The sequence below is a fragment of the Brachybacterium phenoliresistens genome, assembly GCF_000576425.1.
GTDB classification, from domain to species: domain Bacteria; phylum Actinomycetota; class Actinomycetes; order Actinomycetales; family Dermabacteraceae; genus Brachybacterium; species Brachybacterium phenoliresistens.
The window spans coordinates 1-21,338 of sequence record NZ_KK070016.1 but is presented as its reverse complement, the minus strand read 5'-3'; the positions used below and the strand labels follow the sequence as shown (position 1 = coordinate 21,338).

Sequence of the window (21,338 nt, the reverse complement as noted above, 5' to 3'; positions counted from 1 at the left end):
GGCCGCCGCGACGCCCGCGGCACCGGCGCGCCGAGGCGGCGCAGGGGGCGGGGATGCCAACCGCTCGGTCGGGACGACGGCCCGCGTGCCGCCCGCCCTGTCGTTGTCGAGGGGGCACGTCAGCGGTAGATTCCCCGCCAGATCCTCTGTCACCGCTGCGCGCGAGAGGGGCGAGATCGCGATGAAGTCCTCCTGGGTCGACCGGCACGACCCGTCCCGGATCCCCACCTCCGTGATGCCCTCGCGCGGCGACCACATCGACGTCGCCATCGCCGGCGCCGGGCTGGCGGGCCTGGCGACCGCGGTGCTGCTGGCGCGGGCCGGGCGCCGCGTCGTCGTGCTCGAGGCGCGCAGCGTCGGCGCCGTGACCACCGGGGCCAGCACCGCGAAGGTGTCGCTGCTGCAGGGCACGCGGCTGTCCACCATCCGCCGGCAGCACGGACCGCAGGCCGTGGCCGCCTACGTCGCCGCGAGCCGGGAGGCCCAGGACTGGCTGCGGGAGTTCTGCGGCGGGCACGAGGTCCCGCTGCAGACCCGCAGCGCGCACACCTACGCCACCAGCCCGCGCGGGGCCTCGCGCCTGCGCGAGGAGGCGGAGGCCTCCCGCGAGGCCGGGCTGCCGGTGCGCCTGGGGACCGACTCGGAGCTGCCCATGCCGGTCACCAGCTGCCTGTCCCTGGAGGGGCAGGCGCAGCTGGACCCGATGGAGCTGCTGACCGCCCTCGCGATCGAGCTGGACGCCCTCGGCGGCGTCCTCGTCGAGGGCGCGCGGCTCACCGCGGCCGGCTCCCGCAGCCCCCTCGAGCTCGAGACCACCCGCGGCGCCCTGCGCGCCGACCACCTGGTCCTGGCCACGGGCGTCCCCGTGCTCGACCGCGGAGCCCACGCCGCCCGCGTGGAGCCGCACCGCTCCGGCGTCCTCACCGCCCGGCCCCGCCCCGGGGCGTGGCTCCCCGAGGGCATGCACGTCAGCGCCGAGGGCGACGGCCGCACCGTGCGCTCCGTGCCCACGCCGGAGGGGCCGCTGCTGCTGGCCGGCGGCGCCGACCACATCACCGGGCGCTCCGACTCCCCCGCGGCAGGCCTGCAGGAGCTCGAGCGGTGGGCGCTGTCGCTGTCCCCCGGCGCCGAGATCACCCATCGATGGGCCGCGCAGGACTACGTACCGGCCGGGGCGCTGCCCCTGGTGGGCCCGCTCCCCGGGGCCGAGGGGCGGGTGCTCGCGGCGACCGGCTTCGCGAAATGGGGCATGACCGGGGCGGTGGCGGCGGCGATGGCCTGCACGGGGCTGATCGTCGGGACGGTGCCGCCGTGGCATGCCGAGCTCGAGCAGGCCCGCTCCCGCGCCGGGGCGCTGCTGCCGGCCGCCGAGCTCCTCGCCGGCACCGGCGCGGCCGCCGCCCGCGGCTGGGCCGGCGGCGAGCTGCGCGCCCTGCCCGAGGCGCCGCCCGCCGAGGGCGAGGGCCAGGTGGGCCGGCGCGAGGGCCGGCCCACGGCCGTCTCCACCGTGGCCGGCCGCCGCTGCGCCCTCAGCGCGGTGTGCCCGCACCTGGGCGGCATCGTCCGCTGGAACGATGCCGAGCTGACCTGGGACTGCCCGCTGCACGGCTCCCGCTTCGCGGCCGACGGCACCCTGCTCGAGGGCCCTGCCGTCCGCGGGCTCGACCCCCTGGAGGAACGATGAGCGACCGTCCGATCCGCCGCCTTCCCCGGGGAGGCCGCGCCCGGGGCCGCAGCTCCGGAACCGGCATCCCGCGCCGGGCGCTGCCCGCACTGCTGGCGACCGGCCTCCTGGCCGGGGCCGCGACCGGCTGCGGAGCGATCCCCCGCGACGCGCAGGGCCCCCTCGCCCGCGCCTCCGGCGGCACGCTGCGGGTGGGCCTCACCGAGAACCCGCCCTGGACCGAGGTCGCCGCGGACGGCGGCGTCTCCGGCAGCGAGGTCGACCTCGTCACCGGCTACGCCGAGAGCATCGACGCGAAGATCGCCTGGACCATCGGCTCCGAGGGCGAGCTGGCGCGCGCCATGCGCGACGGGAAGCTGGACGTGGTCATCGGCGGACTCACCCGGGACACCCCCTACTCCACCGAGATCGCCCCCACCCGGCCCTACACCGAGGCCACGGCCGATGACGGCTCCACGCTGAAGATCGCGATGGGCGTGCGACCCGGGGAGAACGCCCTGATGGTCTCCCTCGAGCGGTACCTCGCCGAGCAGGAGGGAGAGCTGTGAACCGGACGGAGGAGGAGACGGGCCAGGGCGGCCGCGGGGAGCCGGCCCCGGAGACGGCGGAGGCCTCCGGCCACGACGCCCTGCCCGAGGAGCAGCGCCGCATCCTGCGCCGCGCCATCCGCCTGGAGTGGATCTCCCTGGCGTGCACGGCGGTCGCGGTGACGCTCGAGATCGCCATGGCCGGGCAGTCGCAGGCGATGAAGGCCGCATGGATCGAGGATGCGCTGGCGCTCCTGCCGCCGCTGGCCTTCCTCGTGGCCGTGCGCCGGATCCGCCGCCGGCCCCACGCCGAGTTCCCCTACGGCCACCACCGGTCCATCGGCGTCGCCCACCTGGTGGCCTCGGTGGCGCTGCTGGCCATGGGCACGTTCCTGCTCATCGACTCGGCGATCACGCTGATCAAGGTCGAGCGCCCGCCGGTCGGCCTGACCATCGTGGCCGGGCACGCGATCTGGTCCGGCTGGCTGATGATCGCCGTGCTGATCCTGGCGCTGACCCCGCCGCTGATCCTCGGGCGGATGAAGAAGAAGCTCACCGAGCCGCTGCACGACAAGGTGCTGTACGCGGACGCGGACATGAACACGGCCGACTGGTCCTCGTCCACCGCGAGCATCGTCGGCGTGCTGGGCATCGGCATCGGCCTGTGGTGGTTCGACTCCGCGGCGGCGATCCTCATCTCCTTCTCGATCCTCCACGACGGCGGGAAGAACCTGCGCGGCGCGCTGCGCGGGCTCACCGACGGCCGCGCCCGCACCTACGACGACGCCGAGCCGCATCCGCTGATCGGGCAGATCGAGGAGCGGGCCCGCGACGAGGACTGGGTCGGCGACGCCGTCGCGAGGGTCCGCGACGAGGGCCATGTCTTCCACGTGGAGATGTTCGTGGTGCCGGGCGACGGCCGGGCCGTGACCGGCGCGCAGTGCGAGGACCTGCGCGCTGCGCTGCGGGACGTGGACTGGAAGATCCATGACGTGGTGATCGCCCCCGTCGCCGAGATCCCGAGCACCCAGGCCTTCCGCGGCTGAGGACGCTCAGCTCTCCCAGCGCACCGCGGAGGCGTCCTTGTCCTCGCGCAGCCCGCGCCAGCGCGGGTGGCGCAGCCGTCCCTCGGCGGTGCGCTCGGAGAAGCGCACCTCCCCCACGAGGTCCGCCCGCACCCAGTGCGCGTCGCGCCGGTCCGCGGCGGGGACGTCGTCGGCCGGCGGGGTCTTCCGCTCCCGCGAGCGCAGCGCCGCGCCGATCCGCTCGAGGTCCCGGTCGCGGAACCCCGTCCCGACCCGCCCCACGTAGTGCAGCGTGCCGTCCTCGTCCGGCACCGCGAGCAGCAGGGATCCGAAGGCTCCCGTGCGCGCGCCCTGGCCGGTCCGCCAGCCGATGACCACGACCTCCTGGTGGCGCTCGTGCTTGATCTTGATCCAGGTGCGCCCCCGCGCCCCGGGGCGGTAGGTGCTCGAGGCGCGCTTGGCGACGACGCCTTCGAGGCCCAGCTCCCGGGACAGCGCGATGGCCTCCTCGAGGGTGCCGTCATCGGCCGGGGGGACCTGCACCCGCTCCCCGGAGGTGATGACCTCGGCGAGCGCCGCACGGCGCTCGGTGCAGGGGCGGCGCAGCATCGACGTGCCGCCGCGCTCGAGGAGGTCGAACAGCATCAGGTGGACCTCGGTCTCCGCGCGGGCGCGCTCGACGTCCCGCGGCGCCGTCAGCCCGAGCCGGCGCTGCAGGCGCGAGAAGGAGGGCCGGTCGTCCTCGTCCAGGGCGACGATCTCCCCGTCCAGGACCGTCTGCCCGGCGGCGAGGACGTCGGGGTCCACGGCCTCGCGCAGCTGCGCCAGCTCGGGGAAGGTCGCGGTGAGGTCGTGCCCGTTGCGGCTGGTCAGGCGCACGCCCTCGGCGGTGACGGTGGCGATGGCCCGCACGCCGTCCCATTTCATCTCGAGGATCCAGTCCTCGTCCTCGCGGATGTCCTGGGGCGTGCCGGCGGTGGCGAGCATCGGCTGGGGGGCCTCGGACATCCCCGTGCTGTCGCCGATGGGCACGTCCTGCTCGCCCTCCGCCGCCGCGGACCGTCCCTTCGGCGCGGCGGACCGTCCCGACCTCGCCGCGGGCTGGTCCTTCATGAGGTGCAGCAGCCAGCTGCGCGATTCCTCGTCCTCGCCGTCGGTGCGGATGAAGGCGTAGCGCCGCGGCCTCCCGCCGAGGCCGCCGTCCTCGCGCCCGTGGCAGACGGCGATGACCTCCTCGCCCTCGCGCCACTTCTCGATCTCGATCGTGCCGGCGTCCCAGATGGTGACCTCGCCGCCGCCGTACTCGCCCTTCGGGATGGTGCCCTCGAAGGTGCCGTACTCGAGGGGGTGGTCCTCGGTCTGCACGGCCAGGCGGTTCACGGAGCTCTTCAGCGGCGGGCCCTTGGGCACCGCCCAGGAGACGAGCACGCCGTCGTGCTCGAGGCGGAAGTCCCAGTGCAGGCGGCTGGCGTGGTGCTCCTGGATGACGAACATCGGCTCCTCGGACTCGAGGGCGGCGGTCGCATCGCGCACCGCGGGCACCGGCTCGGGGGTGCGCTCCGGGTCGCGCTTGGAGCGGTAGACCTCGAGCCGGTCCCGGATCTGCTCCGCATCGGCCCCCTCGCCCGAGCCCTCGCGGGCCCCGTCCCCGTCGGCGCCGTCCGCGCCCAGGCCCAGCGGCGCGATGGGGTCCAGCCCGTCCTCGACCCGCTCGAGCACCTCGGCCATCTCCAGGTGGGCGAGGTCGCCGTCCTCGATCTCCTCCCAGGTGCGGGGCGCGGCGACGGTGGGCCGCAGCCGCCCGCGCAGCGAGTACGGGCAGACGGTGGTCTTGCTGCCGTTGTTCTGCGACCAGTCCACCAGCACCTTCCCGCGGCGCAGGGTCTTCTTCATGTCGCTGACGACCTCGTCGGGGTGGTCCTCCTCGAGCGCCCGGGCCAGCCGATGCGCCACCTCGGAGATCTCCTGCGCGCTCGCGGTGCCGTCCAGCGGCGCGTACAGGTGGATGCCCTTGGAGCCGGAGGTCACGGGATAGCCCTCCAGCCCCATGCCGTCGAGGATCTCGCGGCACCACAGGGCGACCTGCGCGCATTCGGGCAGTCCCGCGCCCTCGCCCGGGTCGAGATCCAGGACCAGTCGGTCGGGATGGCGCGCGGCGCCGCCCTCGTCGAAGCGCCACTGCGGGGTGTGCACCTCCAGGGCCGCGACCTGCGCGAACCAGACCAGCACGGCCGCTTCGTCGGCCAGCGGGTACGTGGAGGTCCCGCGGGAGTGCTCGATCCCGGCGCGCGGCACCCAGTCCGGGGCGGAGGATTCGAGGTCCTTGCGGAAGAACACCGCGCCGGGCTCCTCGGCCGTGCCGACGCCGTCGACCCAGCGCTTGCGGGTCGCGGGGCGGCGCGCGGCCTGCGGGATCATCACCGGCGCCACGCGATGCATGTAGTCGATGACATCGCCCTTGGTGGTGCCGGTGGAGGGATAGAGGACCTTGTCGAGGTTGCTCAGGCGCAGGGTGCGCCCGTCGATCTCGACCCGCTGCTCCGAGGTGGCCATGGGGCCACTGTGCCGCAGTCCGCGGCCGATGTCACCGTCCCGGCCAGGTCCGGCGCTGCGGGCCCGGCCGGGCGCTGCCGGCCCGGGCCGGACCGGCCGATGTCACGCCCCGGCGTCCTCGCCGGCGTCGTCCGGCTCGAAGCGCAGCAGGTCCCCGGGCTGGCAGTCGAGCTCCTCGCACAGGGCGGCGAGGGTCGTGAAGCGCACCGCCTTGGCACGGCCGTTCTTGAGGACGGCCAGATTCGCCGGGGTGATGCCGACGCGCTCGGCGAGGGTGCCGACGGCCATCTTGCGGCGGGCCAGCATCACGTCGATGTCCACCACGATGCCCATCAGATCACCTCGTCGAGCTCGGACTGGAGGTGCTCGGCCCGGGCAAGGGTGCGGGTGGCCTGGGCCAGCAGCTGGCGCTGCACGTGCACCACCAGCGCGACCCCGGCGATGACCAGGGAGAACCCGCAGATCAGGCCCACGAGGCCGGGGGCGACCTCGTCCCCCGGGGTGGTGCGGTTGGCGATCGCGCCGACCACGGCGATCGCGAGCACGAGCACCGCCCCCGCGCCGAGGGACGCCGTGATGACGTCGACATAGCGGAACGCCCGCGGGGAGAACACGCGGCCGCGGCGCACCAGGCCCAGCAGGCGCAGGATGCACACCCCGATCACCTGCAGGGCGAGCACGCCGAGGATCCCGATCACGGCGAGCGCCGTGCTCACCGCGTCCGGCCGCGACTGCCACCACGCGAGGGGGATGAGCCCCCACTGGACCACCAGCGATCCCAGCAGGGCGATCACGATGATCCCCCGCAGCACATGCACGCTGACCGCGCTCATACGGACCTCCCCTACCGGACGACACCTATCGGACGACGATGCGAATCTATCGCTTTTCGATAGCCGACGCAAGGGGCACCGATCGGTCGGTCCCCTGGTGCGCGCGGCGGCCCCGTGGTGTCATGGGGCATGCGCGCGATATGGAGCGGAGAGATCACCTTCGGGCTCGTGAACGTGCCGGTCAAGCTGTACAGCGCGACCCGCTCGCACGATCTGCCCCTGCACCAGGTCCACGACGAGGACCACGGCCGGATTCGCTACGAGCGGCACTGCGAGGTGTGCGGGCGCGAGATCGACTACGAGCACATCGAGAAGGCCTACGACGACGGCGACAAGACGGTGGTCCTCACCGACGAGGAGCTCGACGCCCTCCCCGCCGAGGACAACGACGAGATCGACGTGGTCCAGTTCGTGCCCGACGAGCAGATCGACCCGATCCTGCTGGGCACCTCCTACTTCCTGGAGCCGGTGGGCCGCTCCGCGAAGGCGTACGTGCTGCTGCGGCGCACCCTCGAGGACGCCGAGCGCACCGCGGTCGTCACCTTCACCCTGCGCACCAAGACCCGCCTGGGCGTGCTGCGCACCCACGACGACCTGCTGGTGCTGCAGACCCTGCGCTGGCCCGAGGACCTGCGGGAGATGGACTTCTCCCCGTCCAAGAGCCGGATCGGGAAGAAGGAGCTGGACATGGCCTCCTCGCTGGTGGACCAGTTCAGCGGCGACTTCGATCCCTCCCAGTTCTCCGACGAGTACCAGGAGCAGCTGCGCGAGCTCGTCGACGCCAAGCTCGAGCAGGGCGACGCCGTGGACACCGACGAGACCTTCGGCGAGGAGCGCGAGAAGCAGGAGTCCGCCTCCGGCGGCAAGGTCGTCAGCCTCATGGACGCCCTGGAGAAGAGCCTGTCCTCTCGCAAGAGCGGGCAGAAGTCCTCGAGCGGGTCGTCCTCGAAGGGCTCCTCGAAGAGCTCGTCGTCGAAGAGCTCGTCGTCGAAGAGCACGAGCTCCTCCTCCGCATCGGCCCGGAAGAAGGGCGCCTGAGCCGAGGATGACGCCGTGTGTCGCTGCCCTTCCGGGGGCGGGCGCGCGCGACCTACGCTTCGAGCGTGGATCCGCTCCTCGCCCTCGCCGTCGTCGGGGCCCTTCTCGCCGTGAGCATCGGCGTCGGCCTCGTGCTGCGTGCGCGCTCGGGTCGCCGGGTGCGCACCCGCGATGACCGGGTGGCCGCGGCCGAGCTGGGCCTCGAGGCCCACGGCGCCCTCGCGACGGTCGTCCAGTTCTCCACCGAGCTCTGCTCCCGCTGCCCGGCCGTGCGGCGCACCCTCTCCCGCGCGACCGCCGATGATCCCGGCGTCGCGCTCACCGAGGTGGACCTCACGCACCGGCCCGATCTGGCCACGCGGTTCCGCGTGCTGACGACTCCGACGGTCCTCGTGCTGGATCCGACGGGCTCGGTGCGCGCACGGTTCTCCGGGGCGGTCACCGCCGCCACCATCCGCGAGGAGATCTCCGCCCTGAGGAGGACCGACGATGTCCCGTCCCGCTGACGCCCCGCCCGCCGACGGTCCCCGCGCCCCGCGCCCGGCCGGCATCGACCCGCGCGGCCCCCGGTTCGCCGCGGCGATCACGGCGACCCTGCTGGCCGTGGCCGTGTTCCTCGCACTGCTGGGCACCTCCATGGATCCCTCGGCGGGCCTGGCCGCCCGGCTGGGCGATCCCGCGTTCGTGCTGCTGACGGTGCTCGCGGTCCTGTTCGCCTGGGGCGCCGGGGCACCGGGCAGCGCCCCGTGGGGCGTGCTGTTCCGCCGCCTGATCCGGCCGCGCCTGGACCCGCCGACCGATCTCGAGGACCCGCGGCCCCCGCGGTTCGCGCAGGCCGTGGGCCTCGTGGTGGTGGGGATCGGCCTGCTGCTGCACGGGGCGGGCGTGCCCTACGCCCTGCCCGTCGCCGCCGCGGCCGCGTTCCTCGCCGCGTTCCTCAACGCCGCCTTCGCCCTCTGCCTGGGCTGCGAGCTCTACCTGCTCCTCACCCGCGCCGGGATCCTCCGCACCTCCTGAGCCTCGCCGCAGCCGGCTGAGCCGGCATCCCGCTCAGCCGCAGTGCACGGCATCGGCGAACTCATCAGAGCGGGCCGGCCCTCCCTCAGGCACTGCATCGCGAGGTGCGACCGCGAGCTGGATCTCCGTCGAACCATCGATGGTCTCGTGGTCCGAACAGACCGCCAGCACCATCCAGCGATCCGACGTGCGCTGCGCATCGGTGAACGACGGCTCGAGATCGAATTCCGCGGAGAGATCGACGATCGAGACGCGCGCACCCGGGGAGATGTGCTCGTCGACGGTGGACATCGGCGTCCCCACAGCATCCTGAGCGGGCAGGTCGCGGGTGCTCGGCCCGCAGGCGACCACCACGAGGGACGCGCCGAGGATCGCTGCCGCCATCACGATTCTTCTCATCCGCAGTCGATCCTCCATGCCACCACCAGAGCTGCCCCCGTTCGACGGGATCACGGTTCTGCCGAGCATCGCTGCCGCAGCTCGCACCATTCTGCCTGCACGCCCACCCTCCCCGCGCCTCAGGCACGCGCGGGGACGATGCCGTCTCCTCCGGCGCGGCGCCGCGCCGCGAGCACCCCGCGCGGTCCCAGCACGAGGACGAGGGCGAACAGCAGGCCCTGGGCGAGGACCACCAGGCCGCCGCTGGAGGCGTCCAGCCAGAAGCTGCCGAGGATCCCGGCGATGGCGCACAGGGCGGCGCTGACCGGGGCGATCACGAGCATACGGCTGAAGCGGTCGGTGAGCAGGCGCGCGGTGGCGCCGGGGATGATGAGCATCGCGACCACCAGGATCACGCCGACCACCTGCAGCGCGACCACGCAGGTCAGCGCGAGGGCGCCCAGCAGCAGCGCGCCGAGGCGGCGCGGGCTGAGGCCGATGGCGTGGGCGTGCGCGGGGTCGAAGGCGTACAGCGTGAGGTCGCGCCGCTTGGCGAGGAGCACTGCGGCCACGAGCGCGGCGAGCACGCCGATCTGCAGCAGGTCCCCGCGGGAGATGCCGAGGATGTTCCCGAAGATGATGTGCCCGAGGTCCGTCTGGCTGGGGGTGACGGAGATGAGCACGAGGCCCAGGGCGAACAGGGTCGTGAAGACGATGCCGATCGCGGCGTCCTCCTTCACCCGTCCGGTGCCGCGCACCAGCCCGATCAGCGCCACCGCCCCCAGGCCGAAGACGACGGCGCCGAGCGCGAAGGGCGCCCCGACGATGTAGGCGAGCACGACCCCCGGCAGCACGGCATGGGAGACGGCGTCGCCCATCAGCGACCACCCGATCAGCACCAGCCAGCACGACAGCAGCGCGCACACGATCGCGGCGACCACCGTCGTGACCAGAGCCCGCACCATGAAGTCGTAGCGCAGCGGCTCCAGGACCAGGTCCAGCAGGCCGATGTCGAGGCCGATCATGCGGGCACCTCCGCGGTGGGGTCGAGGCCGAAGGCGCGGGCGAGCACGGCGGGCTCGAGGGCCCCGGCGACCGGGCCGTGGTAGAGGACGCGCCGCAGCAGGAGCACGGCGTCATCGGCCAGCTGGGGCAGGGCATGCAGGTCGTGGGTGGACACCAGGACCGTCCGGCCATCGGCCGCGAGCTCCCGCAGCAGGCGCACCAGGGTCGCCTCGGAGCGCTTGTCGACCCCGGCGAAGGGCTCGTCCAGCAGCAGCAGGGAGGCGTCCTGGGCGATGCCGCGGGCGACGAACGCACGCTTGCGCTGCCCGCCGGAGAGGCGGCCGATCTGCCGCTCGGCGATGTCGGCGAGCTCGACGCGGTCCAGGGCCTCGTCCACCGCGGCGCGGTCGGCGCGGGAGGGGCGGCGCAGCGGGCCCTGGTGGCCGTATCGGCCCATCATCACGACCTCGCGCACGGAGATCGGGAAGTCCCAGTCCACGGCCTCGGACTGCGGCACGTAGCCGGCCAGCCCCCGGGAGCGGGCGCGGGCGGGGTCGTGCCCGGCGAGCCGCACGGTGCCGCGGTCGGGTCGCTGCATGCCCATGGCGGTGCGCATGAGCGTCGACTTCCCCGAGCCGTTCATGCCGATCAGCCCGGTCACGCGGCCGGGGGCGAGCTCGAGGTCCACGCCGTCCAGGGCGGTGACCTCGCCGTAGCGGACGTGCACCTGGTGCAGGGCGAGGGCGGGCGGGGCGTTCATGCGGGCTCTCCGGTCAGGGCGGTGACGATGGTGTCGGCGTCATGGCGCAGCAGGTCGAGGTAGGTGGGCACGGGGCCGTCGGCCAGGGAGAGGGAGTCGACGTAGAGCACCCCTCCGAAGCGCGCCCCGGTGGCGTCGACCACCTGCTGCATGGGCCGGTCGGAGACGGTCGACTCGCAGAACACCGCGGGGACGCCCTGCGCCTGGACCACCTCGATGACGTGGGCGATCTGCTGCGGGGTGGCCTGCTGCTCGGCGTTGACCGGCCAGATGTACTCCTCCTGCAGCCCGACGTCGCGGGCGAGGTAGGAGAAGGCGCCCTCGCAGGTCACGAGCACGCGCTGGTCCTCGGGGAGCTGCGCGAGGCGGGTCCGGAGGTCCTGCTCGATGCCGAGCAGCTGCTCCTTGTAGGCGGCGGCGTTGGCGGCGTAGTCCGCGGCGTGCTCCGGGTCGAGCTCGCTGAAGGCGGCGGCCATGTTGTCGATGTAGGTGCGGGCGCTCACGGGGCTCATCCAGGCGTGGGGGTTGGGGCGGCCGGCGTAGGCGTCCCCGGTGATGTCCATCGGGTCGACGCCCTCGGAGACGACGACATGGGGCACGTCGACCTGTTCGACGAACTGCCCGAACCAGGCTTCGAGGCCCATCCCGTTGTCGAGGATCAGATCGGCCTGCGAGGCCTTGGCGATGTCGCCGGGCGTGGGCTCGTAGCCGTGGATCTCCGCGCCGGGCTTGGTGATCGAGGCGATCTCGAGGTGCTCCCCCGCGACGCCGCGGGCCATGTCCGCCAGCACGGTGAAGGTCGTCAGGACCACGGGCCGGTCGCTGCGGGCGAGGTCGAGGGCGGAGCCCGCGGCGCAGCCGGCGAGCACCAGCGCGCCCAGCAGCGCGGTGCAGACGGACGCGGCCGCCGCGTGCAGCACCCTGCCCCGCCGCAGGGCGCGCCCTCTCCCCGCAGCACGGCGCTCCTGCGCCGCCGACCTGGACCTCCGCGTCATCCCGCCCTCGATTCGCTCCGACTGATCTGATTGTTTGGCAAGCCTAACATCGGTGGGCGGCGGCCGATGCCCTCGCCCCGCCGGCATGTCGCCTTCGCCCCGACCGCTGCACCGAGGCACCCGCCGCAGGCGCGTCGGCCGGCGCGTCGGCAGGCACGTCGGCCGGCGCTCGCGCCGGGCGCGTCCACGGAGAGGACGCCCCGCCCCTCGATGGACTGGTGAGGTTAGGCTGTCCTCATGTCGAGCTACCCCCGCACCATGCCCGAGTCCCCGCGGATGTTCTGCGCCCGGGTGGCCCGGTCCCGGCGCCTCTCCCCGGCCTTCCAGCGGGTCACGATCACGGGGCCCGAGCTCGACGGCTTCGCCTTCGCCGGGCTGGACCACTGGTTCCGCCTGTTCCTCCCGCAGGATCCGCAGGGCCCGTTCCCGCTGCCGGTCGTCGAGGGCCGCACCTGGTGGCAGCCCTACCTCGACATCGACGAGTCCGTGCGCCCGCACTGCTCCAACTACACCGTCGCGGACCTGCGCCGCACCGAGGCCGGGACCGAGCTGGACGTGGACGTCGTGCTGCACTGGGACGAGACCGGCGAGCTCTGCGGCGGCGTCGCGATCTGGGCCACGAGCGCGCGGCCCGGCGATCCGCTGGCGCTGCTGGACCAGGGCGTGCTGTTCGATCCGCCCGCCGATGCGCGGGAGCTCGTGCTGGTCACCGACGAGACCGGCCTGCCCGGGGTGCGCGGGATCGTGCGCGATCTCCCGGCCGATGCGCGCGGGCGTATCTACGTCGAGGTCCCGGGCGCCGGCGACGTGGAGGACTGGCAGGTCCCCTCCGGCATGAGCATCGCCTGGCTGCCGCGGGAGGACGCCCATGCCCGGCCGGGCGCGCTCGCCCTCGCGGCGCTGCAGGCCGATCCGGCGCCCTCCCCCGAGTCCTACGCCTACGTGGTCGGCGAGTCGGCTCTCGCCACCGGCGGCCGACGCCACCTGGTGCGCGCCGGGCTCGCGAAGGACCGAATCTTCTTCTCCGGGTTCTGGAAGCAGGAGAAGGCCCGCGCCGCGCAGCCCGCCGCGGCCTGATCCCCACCGGCCCCACGCACCCCGCGAGCCCGCACGCACCCGAGCACCCGCGCACCCATGATGCTTCCACCCCACGAGATGTCATTCTGCGTCGCTTGAACACCCGTTCAAGCGACGCAAAATGACATCTCGCCGTCGTTGCGCGGTCCGGGCGGGGCGAGACGCACCTCCGCAGGGCAGCCGCGCAGGCCGGGCGGGGCGAGACGCACCTCCGCAGGGCCACCGCGCGGGCCGGACGGGGCGAGGCGCCCCGCCCGGCACCGCTGCCCGGATCAGCCGGGGACGACGTCCTGCGCGGTGGTGATGGTCTCGGCCAGGGCCGTCATCTGCGCGGCCTGGTAGGCGTAGGACATGACGCCGTTGGGCCACACGACGACCTGGCCCGCCACGAGGGCGGGGTCATCGGCGAAGGTGGGCTGGGCCTCCATGTCGGCCTGCTGGAAGCCCTCGTCGCTGAGCAGCAGCACGTCGCCGGTCATCATGTCGGCGGCGTTCTCCCAGCTGTAGATGTCCCAGTAGAAGTCGCCGTCGGTCACCAGGGTGGTGAGGCGGACGCCGAACTCGGCGTACATCTGGGTGACGGGCTCATCGGCCGTCTTGACCAGGTAGATGCCGCTGGCGTCGGCGTACAAGCGGGTCAGCTCGATCTCGGGGCGGGCCTCGCAGGCGGCGGTGAGGGCGTCCCGGGCGGTCTCGAAGCCGGTCTTGGCCGACGCGATGGCGGCCGGGTCGGCGCCGACGGCCTCGGACAGCTCGACCAGCGCCTCGATGACCTCGAGGCCCGCGCCGCCGACGACGACCGCCGCGACCGGGGCGATCTTCTCGATCTGGCCCTGCTGCTCGAGGTCGGCGAAGGCGTAGAGCACGCCCTCGGTGTCGAGGGTGCCCTCGCGGTCGGTGGGGTAGATGCCGGTGATGATGAGCTCGGGCGCGGCGGTGGCCAGGGCCTCGAGGTCGATCTCGCCGTAGGCGTTGCCGACGATGGCGACGTCGCTCAGGTCGTGCTCGGCGAAGCGCGGGTCGGAGGCGACGTCGGTGCGGCCGAACACGGCCACCGGCGTGATCCCGTAGCTCAGCAGCACCAGGGCGTAGTCCGCGAAGGCGGCGATGCGGGTGGGCATGGCGTCCAGCTCGAGGGTGACGCCGCGCCCGTCGGTGTAGGTCCAGCCCCCGGCGCCGCCCTGGTCGGAGGCGCCGTCGGCGGTGTCGTCGCCGGAGCCGCCGCAGGCGGTCAGAGCGGTGAGGAGGGCGGTGCCCGCGAGGCCGGCGGTGAAGCGGCGGCGGGTGAGGGATGAAGTGGTCACCCCCCAATATTAGGTGAGGCTAACCTCATCCGCACAGGGCGGGGTGGGGCGTGCCACATCGGCCGCATCGGCCGGCTCGTGGGGGACGATCATCGGCGCCCCCGTGTGCGGATCCTCGACGACGGAGGCCTCGAGGTCGAAGGCCTCGCGCAGCACCCGCGGGGTCAGCACCTCCCACGGGGAGCCGTCGGCGACGACGCAGCCGTCCTTGATCGCCACGAGGCGGTCGGAGAAGCGCGCGGCGAGGGTGAGGTCGTGCAGCACCATGACGATCGTGGCGCCGCGCTCGCGGTTGATGCGCCGCACGATCCGCAGCACCTCGAGCTGATGGCTGAGGTCGAGGAAGGTGGTCGGCTCGTCCAGCAGGATGGTGGGGGCGTCCTGGGCGAGCACCAGGGCGATCCAGGCCCGCTGCAGCTGCCCTCCGGAGAGCGAGGCGGCGTCGCGGTCGGCGAGCTCGCGCAGGCCGGTCGCCACGAGGGCCTCCTCGACGGCGGCGGCGTCCCGGCGGGTCCAGGGCCGCAGCAGCGACTGGTGCGGGTGCCGGCCGCGCGAGACGAGATCGCGGACGGTCGTGGCATGCGGGGTGAGCGGCTTCTGCGGGAGGATCGACAGCTGCCGGGCGACCTGCCGGGCGCCCTGGGAGTGCAGCGGGGCCCCGGCGAGCTCGACCGTGCCCGCGACCGGGGCGAGCAGGCGGCTGAACGCCTTCAGGAGGGTGGACTTGCCGCTGCCGTTGGCGCCGATCAGCGTGGTGACGGTGCCTGCCTGGATGCTCAGATCGGCCTCGGGGACGACGACGTGGCCGTCGTAGGCGAGGCGGAGGCCCCGCGCCCGCAGGGCCGGCACGGGCGCGGGTTCCGGCACGGGCGCGGGGGCCGGCGCGGCGGCGGGGGCGATGGGGGCCTCGGGGGCCGGGGCGTGGATCCTCGGGACGGCGGTGCTCATGCGGCGGACCTTCCTCCGGCGGTGCGCCGGGTCAGCAGCCAGATCAGGTAGGGGGCGCCGATGATGGCGGTGATGATGCCGACCGGGACCGACCAGGGCAGCACGGCGCGGCCCAGGATGTCCGCGGCGGTGACCATCGCGGCGCCCAGCAGGGCGGAGGCGAGCAGCGGCGGCCGCGGGGTGCGACCCAGGCGCTGCGCGAGCTGGGGCGCCACGAAGGCGACGAAGCCGACGGGCCCGGCGGCGGAGACCGCGGCCGCGCACAGCACGACGGCGCACACGAGCACGGCGATGCGGTGGCGCTGGACGGGGACGCCCAGACCGGTGGACATCTCGTCGCCGAGCTGGCCGATGTCGAGGGCGGAGGTCTGGGTCAGGGCCAGCGGCGTGATGACCAGCAGCACGATCAGCACCGGCCAGACGCTGGTCCAGGTGACGCCGGCCAGGCTGCCCACGAGCCACTGGGTCGCGGCCGCGGCCTGCGACAGGGAGCCGCGGACCATGAGGTAGTTCGTCAGGCCGCCGAGGGTCGCCGTCGCGCCGATGCCGATGAGGATCAGCCGGTAGCTGTCCACCCCGCCGCGCCAGGACAGGCCGTAGACGACGGCGGCCGTGCCCAGCGCCCCGATCGTCGCGACGACGGGCATGCCCAGGCCCAGCAGGCCCGAGCCGACGGCGTAGGCGCCGCCGCCGAGCACGATGGCGGCGACCGCGCCGGCCGCGGCCCCCGAGGTGACGCCCAGGATGTCCGGGGTGGCCAGGGGGTTGCGGGAGAAGGTCTGGGTGAGCGCCCCGGACATCCCCAGGGCGAGGCCCACCACCACGGCCCCGATCACGCGCGGCAGGCGCAGCTCGCGGACGATGAACTCGTGGCTGGGCTCCCCCGCCCCGAGCAGCGCCAGCACCGTCTGCCCCACCCCGAGGTCGCTGCTGCCGGCCATGACGCCCCAGACCACCAGCGCGGCCGTGGCGGCGAGGGCGAGCACGGTCACCAGCAGCAGGCGCCCGGCGAGGTAGCGGCGCCGCAGCGCCCGGAGCACGGCGAGCCGGCCCGCCGGCGCGATCACGGCGGTGCGCGGGGCGGCACCGAGGCCGGCGGCGGCGCTCACAGCGCGGCCATCCGGCTGCGGCGGACGATCATCACGAACACGATCCCGCCGAGGACGGTGAGCACCACGCCCACCGAGACCTCGCCGGTCCCGCCGATGAGCCGCCCGATCACGTCGCTGAGCAGCAGCACGCCCGCCCCGACGAGGCCCGCGGCCGGCAGCAGGCGCCCGTGGCCGGCGCCGACCATGGCGCGGGCGATGTGCGGGGCGGTCAGGCCGATGAAGCCGATGGGGCCGCTGAGGGCGACGGCGCTCGCGGTGAGCAGGGTGATGGCCCCGAGGCCCACCAGGCGGGCCCGCAGGATGTTCTCCCCCAGGCCCTGCGCCAGCTCGCCGCCCAGCGCGAGCATGTCCAGGGAGCGGATGTTGGCGGCGGCGAGCACCAGGCCGGCCAGCGCCATCACGATCGCGGGGCCGATGCCCTCCAGGGTGCGGCCCGACAGGGACCCGACCACCCAGATGCGGTAGGCGGCCAGGGTGCTCTGGTCGGTGAGGACGAGGAAGGAGGTGATGGCCGTCAGCAGCGCGGTGACGGCGGTGCCGGCGATGGCCAGGGGCACCGGGCTCGAGAGGCTGCGGCCGAGGGCGGCGATCGCGAACACGGCCACCGAGGCGACCACCGCGCCGAGGAAGGACATCCACAGGATGCCGAGCACGCTGGTCACGCCCGCGACGTAGACGCCGAGCACGACGGCGAGGCTCGCCCCGGCGGAGACGCCGAAGATCCCGGGGTCGGCCAGGGGGTTGCGGGTCTGGCCCTGCATGACGGCGCCGGCGATGCCGAGCGCCGCGCCGACCAGCAGGCCGAGCACGGTGCGGGGCACGCGCGAGCCCCAGACGATCGCGCCCTCGTCCAGCGCCGGGTGCAGCAGCCGCTCGAGGACCGCGCCGGGGCCGATGGCGTTGCTGCCCAGCAGCAGGGAGACGGCGACGGCCCCGAGCACCACCAGTGCGGCGACGCCCGTGCGGGACAGGGCCTGGCCTGCGGTGGGCGGGCCGCCGACCGCAGGGGTCGGCGGCGGCGCGGTGCGCGAGGGCGTGCGCGGCGGGGCGTCGGAGGTCACCCGGTTATGTTAGGCAACCCTAAGGTCCTGCGCCACCGGCTGTGTCCTGCGTCGCTCCCGTCTCAGGCGCGCTCGCGCTCGAGGACGTCCAGCAGATAGGTGCCGTACCCGGACTTCACCAGCGGCGCGGCGCGCTCGCGCAGCTCCTCGTCGCTGAGGTAGCCCATCCGCCAGGCGACCTCCTCGGGGGCGCCGATGGACAGCCCCTGGCGCTTCTGCACCGTGCGGATGAACTCCCCCGCCGCGGCGAGGTCGTCGAAGGTGCCGGTGTCCAGCCAGGCGGTGCCGCGGGTGAGGACCTCGACCTGGAGGGCGCCCTCCTCGAGGTAGCTGCGGTTGAGGTCGGTGATCTCGAGCTCGCCGCGGGCGGAGGGCTCCAGCGCCTTGGCGCGCTCGACGACGGTGTCGTCGTAGAAGTACAGGCCGGGCACGGCCAGGTTCGAGCGGGGACGGGCGGGCTTCTCCTCGAGGGAGACGGCGCGGCCCTGCGCGTCCATCTCCACCACGCCGTAGGCGGTGGGGTCGGCCACCCAGTAGCCGAACACGGCCGCCCCGTCCAGGTCGGAGTAGCGCCGCAGCTGGGTGCCCATCCCCTGGCCGTAGAAGAGGTTGTCGCCCAGCACCAGCGCGGCGCGCTCCCCGCCGAGGAAGTCCTCGCCCAGCACGAAGGCCTGCGCGAGGCCGTCCGGGGAGGGCTGGGGCACGTAGCGGATGTCCACGCCGAAGCGGCTGCCGTCGCCGAGCACCCGGGCGAAGGCGTCCTGGTCCTGCGGGGTGGTGATGACGAGGATGTCGCGGATCCCGGCGAGCATCAGCGTGCTCAGCGGGTAGTAGATCATCGGCTTGTCGTAGACGGGCATGAGCTGCTTCGAGACGCCGATGGTCAGCGGATGCAGACGGCTGCCGGTCCCCCCGGCCAGGATGATCCCTCGCATGGCGCCAGTATGTCAGGACGCCCGGACCCCGGAGCCGGCGGAGCCCCCGGGCGCCGCGCGGTCGCCGACGGTCTCGGCGAGGATCTCCAGGTACACCTCGGCGAGGAGGTCGTCGTCGGCGTGCAGGGCGACCCAGTCGCGGCCCGCCCCGCCGGTGGACAGCCCCGAGCGGTCCGCGGCCAGGCGCCGCCACAGCTCGGCGAGACCGTCCAGGTCGCCGGGGCGGATCACGTCGCCGGCGCCCGCGGCGCGGACCACATCGGCCGATTCCCCGGCGACGACGGCGCTCACGTGGCGGCCGGTGGCCAGCAGCTCGTAGAGCTTCGAGGGGATGGTCCAGGCGAAGGGCTCCCAGTCGCGCAGGGAGACCAGCACCGTGTCCGCCCAGTCGTACTGCTCCCCCACCTCCCGGTGCGGGATGCGGGTGCCGACGGTGACGGGCGCGTCCAGGCGCTGGGCGAGCTCGGCGAGGTCGGCGGAGGCGACGCCGTGGCCGATCATCCGCACCTGGATCGGCACGCCCTCGCGGGCCAGGCGGGCCGCGGCGATCACGACCATCTCCAGGCCCTGGGAGCGACCCATGTTGCCGAGGTAGAGCACGCGCAGCTCCTCGTGGTCGCTGCGGGGGCGGCGCACCGCCGGGCCCAGGCGCGAGAGGTCGGTCCCGTTGCGGACGACGTCGACCTTCTCGATCCCGCGCGCCCGCAGCACGTCGGCGAACAGGGCGGTGGTGGTGACGACGCGGTCGGCGCCCTCCTGCCAGTCGGAGACGACGTGGTGGACCTGCTGCTTGGCGAAGCCGGCCAGCACGGAGGCGATCCGGCGGGCGGGGGTCGCGCGGCGCGGCTCGACGTCCTCCCCGGCCACCACGGGGCCGATGTGGGTGACCAGGTCCGGCCAGGCGTCGCGCATCTCGGCGATCAGCGGAACCTTCCAGCGGGCGGCGAGGACGCGGCCCACCAGCAGGCTGGGGATGGCCGGGGCGGTGGCGATGATGACGTCGGGCCGGGTGCCGGGCCGGCGGAACCTCGCACTCGCGCGGCGCAGCGCGTCCAGCGCCGCGACCATGTGATCGGCGGTGCGGGTGAGGATGTCCGCCCGGTGCGGGAGGTAGCCGGTGCGCAGGATCTGCTCCCCCCAGGTGCCTCGCTCGACCGTGCCGGGCCGGTGCTCGCGGCCGTGGGCGCGGGTGGGCCTGCCCTCGGGGTAGTGCGGGACGGGGGCGACGACGGTGACCTGGTGCCCGGCGCGCACGAAGCGCCGCACGAGCGCGGACCAGCGGCGCTGAGGCGCCCCGTACTCGGGGGCGTAGTAGTGGGTGACCAGCAGGATCCTCATCGGGGCGCCGGCTCCTCGAGCCCCAGGGCGCGCAGGGCCTGCTCGAGCACGTCGGGCTCGGCATGGAGGGTCACGGGGGCGTCCAGGCCGCCGCGCACCGCGGCGGCGTCCACGCGCAGGTGCACGCGGCCGTCGGCATCGGGGTGCTCGGAGGCGAGGGCGGCCGCCGGCACCAGCACGGTGCGCACGGTCAGCCGGCCGATCGCCACCGAGATCGCGGCGAACTCCCCGGAGGCGTCGTGGAGGTAGATGTCGTGGACGTGGCCCACGCGCGCGCCGTCGACGGCGAGGACCGCGGCGGAGGACAGCTCGGGCAGATCCGGCAGATCCGGCGGATCTGACGCGTCGGAGCGCCCACGGCCCTCCGGCGCTGCCTCGCTCGTTCCCATCGCTGTGCCCCCTCTGTCCCTGTCGTCCGCGCGCGGATCAGCGTTCGAAGACGATCGCCATCGGCGTCTGCTCGCGTCCCTGGCCCAGGGGGTTGTCGGCGAACTGCAGCTCGTAATGCTCTGCGCTGAGCGGCGCCGCCTTGCCCAGGGTGTTGCGGCCGATGTCGTTGGCGTCCATGACCACCGTACCGGCGAAGCCGTCGCGCCAGCGCTCGGGCACGACCTCGCGGATCACGGCGTTCAGGTGCTCGGCGACCGCGTCCGGGTCCTTCGGCGGCAGCTTCGCGGAGACGTTCGCGGGATACACGGAGTACTCCGTGGGCCCGTCGATGGCGCGCACGTTCCCGCCGACGACCTGGTAGAACAGGCCCTTGCGGCCGAGCACCTTGCCGGCGGCGCCGGCGGCGGAGGCCAGCAGCACGCGCGGCAGCCCGGCCTCCTGGATCGCCAGCTGCATGGTCACCGGGTCCCCCAGGCCGATCCCGGCCGGGGTGCGCGCCACGTAGCGGGACAGGGTGGTCGCCCACCAGGTGGGCTTCACGTCCCACACGAAGTAGGAGCGGCCCTGCATGATCGCGATGATCTTCTCGCTCACCGTGAGGTTCCAGCGGCGGCCCACGGTCGCCGCGCGGTGGTCCTCGACCTCCGGGCCCTCGCCCTCGAGCGCGGCGTCCAGGGCGGTGAAGAACTCGGCGACGTAGCGGGAGATCTCCGGGTCCATCGGGGTGTCCGCGGCGAACTTGCCGGTGCGGATCGGGTAGCGGCGGGCGATCCTCCCGCCCTCGGCGTCGGCCAGCTCGAGGTCCAGCTGCTTGCCGGCGTTGGCGGCCAGCGGGTCCTTCGGCTCGGGCTCGTCGAAGCGGCCGTGGTCGTCCTCGAGGGAGACGGCCACGCCGGCCTCCGGGGCGGGGGCGCTCGGGTCGCGCTCGACGACCTCGCGCATCCACAGCTCCAGCAGGAACAGGCGCCAGAAGACGTCGGCCCCGCCGTCGGTGCGCCCGGCGATGTGCTCCTCGAAGGCCTCGAGGACGGCGCGCTGGTCGTTCCAGGGCCGGCGGGCGAACTGCTCCGAGCGGAACACCTGGTGGAGCATGCCCTTGAGGCGGCCGGTCCAGGCGTCCTGGTCGATCGCGGCGAGGGCCTCGGGCTCGGTGGCGGCCGCGGAGGGGTTGGCGAGGGACCCCAGGGCGCGCAGGGCCGCGGCGGGATCGGCGGCCGCCGCGGCCGGGTCGGTCCCGGCGGCGGGGCGCAGCGCGGCGCGCACGGCCGGGTCCAGCAGCGGCAGGCGCAGGTCCACGCCGAAGCGGGCGGCGTTGCGGCGGGCGGCGGCCACCGCGGCGGCGTCGCGGTCGGTGCGGT

Annotated in this window: 21 protein-coding genes and 1 pseudogene; 7 read left to right on the top strand and 15 right to left on the bottom strand. The window is 74.3% G+C overall.

Features of this window, described 5'->3' with window-relative positions; genetic code table 11:
* Window positions 1-181: 181 nt before the first annotated feature.
* The 3 genes from BF93_RS18535 to BF93_RS18525 are packed head-to-tail and all read left to right on the top strand — an operon-like array spanning window position 182 to window position 3,257.
* Window positions 182-1,684, top strand: a complete 1,503-nt coding sequence (locus tag BF93_RS18535; protein WP_038374710.1) for an FAD-dependent oxidoreductase — start codon at window positions 182-184, stop codon at window positions 1,682-1,684.
* Window positions 1,681-2,232 (top strand): transporter substrate-binding domain-containing protein, encoded by a 552-nt coding sequence (locus tag BF93_RS18530; protein WP_084148703.1) that lies wholly within the window; start codon window positions 1,681-1,683, stop codon window positions 2,230-2,232. Before BF93_RS18535 ends, BF93_RS18530 begins: the two co-directional genes overlap by 4 nt.
* On the top strand, window positions 2,229-3,257 hold the full coding sequence (locus BF93_RS18525) for a cation diffusion facilitator family transporter (protein ID WP_038374709.1): 1,029 nt from the start codon (window positions 2,229-2,231) through the stop codon (window positions 3,255-3,257). Before BF93_RS18530 ends, BF93_RS18525 begins: the two co-directional genes overlap by 4 nt.
* Before the next feature lie 6 nt (window positions 3,258-3,263).
* Here BF93_RS18525 and BF93_RS18520 read toward each other — a convergent pair whose 3' ends face one another.
* From BF93_RS18520 to BF93_RS18510, 3 genes are all read right to left on the bottom strand, one after another.
* Complete coding sequence (locus BF93_RS18520; protein WP_038374708.1) at window positions 3,264-5,789, bottom strand: ATP-dependent DNA ligase; 2,526 nt, start codon at window positions 5,787-5,789, stop codon at window positions 3,264-3,266.
* A 102-nt stretch (window positions 5,790-5,891) separates the two neighbouring features.
* Complete coding sequence (locus BF93_RS18515) at window positions 5,892-6,122, bottom strand: helix-turn-helix domain-containing protein (RefSeq protein WP_038374706.1); 231 nt, start codon at window positions 6,120-6,122, stop codon at window positions 5,892-5,894.
* Window positions 6,122-6,622, bottom strand: coding sequence for a DUF2975 domain-containing protein (locus BF93_RS18510; protein ID WP_038374705.1), 501 nt, complete (start codon window positions 6,620-6,622; stop codon window positions 6,122-6,124). The genes BF93_RS18515 and BF93_RS18510 overlap by 1 nt, the downstream gene beginning before the upstream one ends.
* 129 nt (window positions 6,623-6,751) lie before the next feature.
* On the opposite strand from BF93_RS18510, the gene ku reads away from it, so the two are divergent.
* The 3 genes from ku (at window position 6,752) to BF93_RS18495 (ending at window position 8,677) form a co-directional block, all read left to right on the top strand.
* Window positions 6,752-7,660 carry a non-homologous end joining protein Ku gene (gene ku, locus BF93_RS18505; RefSeq protein WP_038374704.1) on the top strand — a complete coding sequence of 303 codons (909 nt, stop codon included), beginning with the start codon at window positions 6,752-6,754 and terminating at the stop codon, window positions 7,658-7,660.
* A gap of 65 nt (window positions 7,661-7,725) precedes the next feature.
* Window positions 7,726-8,166 carry a thioredoxin family protein gene (locus BF93_RS18500; protein WP_038374721.1) on the top strand — a complete coding sequence of 147 codons (441 nt, stop codon included), beginning with the start codon at window positions 7,726-7,728 and terminating at the stop codon, window positions 8,164-8,166.
* Entirely contained in the window at window positions 8,150-8,677 is a 528-nt protein-coding gene (locus tag BF93_RS18495) for a DUF4395 domain-containing protein (protein WP_051487207.1), read from the top strand. The genes BF93_RS18500 and BF93_RS18495 overlap by 17 nt, the downstream gene beginning before the upstream one ends.
* 33 nt (window positions 8,678-8,710) lie before the next feature.
* On the opposite strand, the gene BF93_RS18490 is transcribed toward BF93_RS18495, so the two are convergent.
* The 4 genes from BF93_RS18490 to BF93_RS18475 form a co-directional block, all read right to left on the bottom strand.
* On the bottom strand, window positions 8,711-9,094 hold the full coding sequence (locus BF93_RS18490; RefSeq protein ID WP_156954210.1) for a hypothetical protein: 384 nt from the start codon (window positions 9,092-9,094) through the stop codon (window positions 8,711-8,713).
* Window positions 9,095-9,195: 101 nt separating this feature from the next.
* On the bottom strand, window positions 9,196-10,080 hold the full coding sequence (locus tag BF93_RS18485; RefSeq protein WP_084148702.1) for a metal ABC transporter permease: 885 nt from the start codon (window positions 10,078-10,080) through the stop codon (window positions 9,196-9,198).
* Window positions 10,077-10,820, bottom strand: a complete 744-nt coding sequence (locus BF93_RS18480) for a metal ABC transporter ATP-binding protein (protein ID WP_038374700.1) — start codon at window positions 10,818-10,820, stop codon at window positions 10,077-10,079. The genes BF93_RS18485 and BF93_RS18480 overlap by 4 nt, the downstream gene beginning before the upstream one ends.
* Window positions 10,817-11,740 carry a metal ABC transporter substrate-binding protein gene (locus BF93_RS18475; RefSeq protein ID WP_038374699.1) on the bottom strand — a complete coding sequence of 308 codons (924 nt, stop codon included), beginning with the start codon at window positions 11,738-11,740 and terminating at the stop codon, window positions 10,817-10,819. Before BF93_RS18475 ends, BF93_RS18480 begins: the two co-directional genes overlap by 4 nt.
* Window positions 11,741-12,052: 312 nt before the next feature.
* Between BF93_RS18475 and BF93_RS18470 the strand changes: the two genes are divergently transcribed.
* The gene (locus BF93_RS18470; protein ID WP_038374697.1) at window positions 12,053-12,892 is read left to right on the top strand and encodes a siderophore-interacting protein; all 840 of its coding nucleotides are present in this window, start codon (window positions 12,053-12,055) and stop codon (window positions 12,890-12,892) included.
* Window positions 12,893-13,164: 272 nt separating this feature from the next.
* On the opposite strand, the gene BF93_RS18465 is transcribed toward BF93_RS18470, so the two are convergent.
* The 8 genes and pseudogenes from BF93_RS18465 to BF93_RS19900 form a co-directional block, all read right to left on the bottom strand.
* The gene (locus BF93_RS18465) at window positions 13,165-14,196 is read right to left on the bottom strand and encodes an ABC transporter substrate-binding protein (protein WP_051487206.1); all 1,032 of its coding nucleotides are present in this window, start codon (window positions 14,194-14,196) and stop codon (window positions 13,165-13,167) included.
* A gap of 9 nt (window positions 14,197-14,205) precedes the next feature.
* Complete coding sequence (locus BF93_RS18460) at window positions 14,206-15,144, bottom strand: ABC transporter ATP-binding protein (RefSeq protein ID WP_084148700.1); 939 nt, start codon at window positions 15,142-15,144, stop codon at window positions 14,206-14,208.
* Window positions 15,141-16,253: a FecCD family ABC transporter permease gene (locus BF93_RS18455; RefSeq protein ID WP_232226499.1), complete on the bottom strand. Its 1,113-nt coding sequence runs from the start codon at window positions 16,251-16,253 to the stop codon at window positions 15,141-15,143. The genes BF93_RS18460 and BF93_RS18455 overlap by 4 nt, the downstream gene beginning before the upstream one ends.
* Window positions 16,250-17,317, bottom strand: coding sequence for a FecCD family ABC transporter permease (locus BF93_RS18450; protein ID WP_038374696.1), 1,068 nt, complete (start codon window positions 17,315-17,317; stop codon window positions 16,250-16,252). Before BF93_RS18450 ends, BF93_RS18455 begins: the two co-directional genes overlap by 4 nt.
* A 62-nt stretch (window positions 17,318-17,379) precedes the next feature.
* The gene (gene rfbA / locus BF93_RS18445) at window positions 17,380-18,252 is read right to left on the bottom strand and encodes a glucose-1-phosphate thymidylyltransferase RfbA (protein ID WP_038374695.1); all 873 of its coding nucleotides are present in this window, start codon (window positions 18,250-18,252) and stop codon (window positions 17,380-17,382) included.
* Between the two features lie 12 nt (window positions 18,253-18,264).
* Window positions 18,265-19,590 carry a glycosyltransferase family 4 protein gene (locus BF93_RS18440; RefSeq protein ID WP_038374694.1) on the bottom strand — a complete coding sequence of 442 codons (1,326 nt, stop codon included), beginning with the start codon at window positions 19,588-19,590 and terminating at the stop codon, window positions 18,265-18,267.
* Entirely contained in the window at window positions 19,587-19,979 is a 393-nt protein-coding gene (locus BF93_RS18435; protein ID WP_038374693.1) for a PRC-barrel domain-containing protein, read from the bottom strand. Before BF93_RS18435 ends, BF93_RS18440 begins: the two co-directional genes overlap by 4 nt.
* 37 nt (window positions 19,980-20,016) lie before the next feature.
* Window positions 20,017-21,338 (bottom strand): annotated as a pseudogene (locus BF93_RS19900) (asparagine synthetase B); the annotation flags it as partial.

What these genes read in the sequence shown, in the direction of transcription:
- BF93_RS18535 (WP_038374710.1), top strand. Translation starts at nt 182, where the DNA reads ATGAAGTCCTCCTGGGTCGACCGGCACGACCCGTCCCGGATCCCCACC.
- BF93_RS18530 (WP_084148703.1), top strand. Translation starts at nt 1,681, where the DNA reads ATGAGCGACCGTCCGATCCGCCGCCTTCCCCGGGGAGGCCGCGCCCGG.
- BF93_RS18520 (WP_038374708.1), bottom strand. Translation starts at nt 5,789, where the DNA reads ATGGCCACCTCGGAGCAGCGGGTCGAGATCGACGGGCGCACCCTGCGC.
- BF93_RS18515 (WP_038374706.1), bottom strand. Translation starts at nt 6,122, where the DNA reads ATGGGCATCGTGGTGGACATCGACGTGATGCTGGCCCGCCGCAAGATG.
- BF93_RS18510 (WP_038374705.1), bottom strand. Translation starts at nt 6,622, where the DNA reads ATGAGCGCGGTCAGCGTGCATGTGCTGCGGGGGATCATCGTGATCGCC.
- ku (WP_038374704.1), top strand. Translation starts at nt 6,752, where the DNA reads ATGCGCGCGATATGGAGCGGAGAGATCACCTTCGGGCTCGTGAACGTG.
- BF93_RS18495 (WP_051487207.1), top strand. Translation starts at nt 8,150, where the DNA reads ATGTCCCGTCCCGCTGACGCCCCGCCCGCCGACGGTCCCCGCGCCCCG.
- BF93_RS18490 (WP_156954210.1), bottom strand. Translation starts at nt 9,094, where the DNA reads ATGGAGGATCGACTGCGGATGAGAAGAATCGTGATGGCGGCAGCGATC.
- BF93_RS18485 (WP_084148702.1), bottom strand. Translation starts at nt 10,080, where the DNA reads ATGATCGGCCTCGACATCGGCCTGCTGGACCTGGTCCTGGAGCCGCTG.
- BF93_RS18480 (WP_038374700.1), bottom strand. Translation starts at nt 10,820, where the DNA reads ATGAACGCCCCGCCCGCCCTCGCCCTGCACCAGGTGCACGTCCGCTAC.
- BF93_RS18470 (WP_038374697.1), top strand. Translation starts at nt 12,053, where the DNA reads ATGTCGAGCTACCCCCGCACCATGCCCGAGTCCCCGCGGATGTTCTGC.
- BF93_RS18460 (WP_084148700.1), bottom strand. Translation starts at nt 15,144, where the DNA reads ATGAGCACCGCCGTCCCGAGGATCCACGCCCCGGCCCCCGAGGCCCCC.
- rfbA (WP_038374695.1), bottom strand. Translation starts at nt 18,252, where the DNA reads ATGCGAGGGATCATCCTGGCCGGGGGGACCGGCAGCCGTCTGCATCCG.
- BF93_RS18440 (WP_038374694.1), bottom strand. Translation starts at nt 19,590, where the DNA reads ATGAGGATCCTGCTGGTCACCCACTACTACGCCCCCGAGTACGGGGCG.
- BF93_RS18435 (WP_038374693.1), bottom strand. Translation starts at nt 19,979, where the DNA reads ATGGGAACGAGCGAGGCAGCGCCGGAGGGCCGTGGGCGCTCCGACGCG.